Here is a 1448-nt window from a genome sequence, read left to right on the forward strand (position 1 = left end):
TGCCGGGCCCGTACGGGCGTCCGGCGCATCCCGGGCACCGGGCCGGTCCCAGCCAGCCCGCGAGCACGTGGCCGCGGGGGCACACCGCCCGCCAGTCCTCCTCCGCCGGGACGGACAGCCGGTAGGCGGCGCGCGGCAGCAGCGTGCCGGCCAGGGCGCCCCACAGCGCGGCGGCGACGATCAGCACGGCGTCGGTGTTCCACGGCATGAGACGTCCTGACGGGCGGATGGACGGGCGGCGGCGCCGGGGGTGCTGGGCCACGGAGATCCTAGGGATTCGCCCCGGCCGCGTCGACGGGCAGGCCGAGGGCCCCGCCCCCGGTCGTCGGTCGTCGGGGTGCGGGGCCCTCGGCGTGGGCGCGTGGCCGTCAGTACATCGTGGTGTGGAGGTGGCCGTCGGCCGAGAAGCCGGACGCGGAGACGGACGCGCCGACGCCCGCGGAGACGGCGACGTCACCGGCCTCGACGTGCAGTCCGAGGGAGCCCGGCGCGGCGTGCAGGCCGAGGGCGAAGCCCGCGGAGCCGGCCTGTCCTCCGGCGAGGGCGTCCAGTTCGGCGTCGGCGAGTTCGGCGGTCTCCACCTGGGGAGCGAGGTTCATGGCGCGCGTTTCCCTTCGTTGCGGCACTTCGCGACTGCGGAAGCAAAGCACGCGGGGGACGGTGCGGCCAGCCGCCGGGGGAGCGGGGGCCCGGCTCGGCCCGGCTCCCCCGTCACCGGTGTTCACGCCTGTGAAGGACGCGTCACGGCCGGCGGCGGATTCTTCACCGCACCCGGCGCTCGGCCGGGTTGCGCCCGCCGCGCCGCCCGGCACCCCGGGACCGGGCCGGCCGCCGGCCGGGTGCCGCCCGGCCCGCCCCGGGGACGCTGTGCAGATCCGCGGGATGTTCGGCGACCGCTCTGCCGTTCGTACCCGGGCGCGCCTACCGCAGTTTCGACAGGCGGGCCTCGGGACGGCCCGACGCCTTGCTGTCGGACTCGTACACGAGGTCGTCGCCGGTCGGGGTCAGGACGACGGTGTGCCGGGCCTGGTCGCACACGGAGCGGTTGGACTCGGCACCGGCCGCGACGGCGACGAGCCGCTTGCCGGAGACCCGTTCGAGGGTGAGGACGTCCTCGCAGACCCCGCCGAGGATGTCGGTGTGCCGGACGGTGCCCACCCGCTCGCCCGCCTTCGCGTCCTTGAGCGTCACCCGGAAGGTGCCCAGCGGGATGCTGAGGCTGTCCCGGGATGCGGCCTGGCCCTCCCAGGTGCCGACGTAGGCGGCGGGGACCGTCCGGCCGGGCGCCTCGGAGCGGCCGTCGCCGGCGGACCCCTGCGCTCCGTCCCGGGAGCCGCCCGGCAGCAGGTCGAGGACGAGGACGGAGCCGACGGTCACCGCGGCGAGGGCGCCGGCGACCGCGAGGGCCACCGTGCAGCTCACCCGCCGGCCCCGGCCGCCCCGTTCCG

Annotated in this window: 1 protein-coding gene and 2 pseudogenes; all 3 read right to left on the reverse strand. The window is 77.6% G+C overall.

Annotated elements, in window-relative coordinates; all coding sequences use genetic code 11:
- A pseudogene (locus tag G3I53_RS19100) lies at positions 1-208 on the reverse strand (prepilin peptidase); the annotation flags it as partial.
- Between the two features lie 160 nt (positions 209-368).
- Positions 369-599 (reverse strand): hypothetical protein, encoded by a 231-nt coding sequence (locus G3I53_RS19105; protein WP_164335660.1) that lies wholly within the window; start codon positions 597-599, stop codon positions 369-371.
- Between the two features lie 322 nt (positions 600-921).
- A pseudogene (locus G3I53_RS19110) lies at positions 922-1448 on the reverse strand (serine/threonine protein kinase); the annotation flags it as partial.

Origin of the sequence: Streptomyces sp. SID14436 (assembly GCF_010548465.1) — a bacterium.
Lineage (GTDB): Bacteria > Actinomycetota > Actinomycetes > Streptomycetales > Streptomycetaceae > Streptomyces.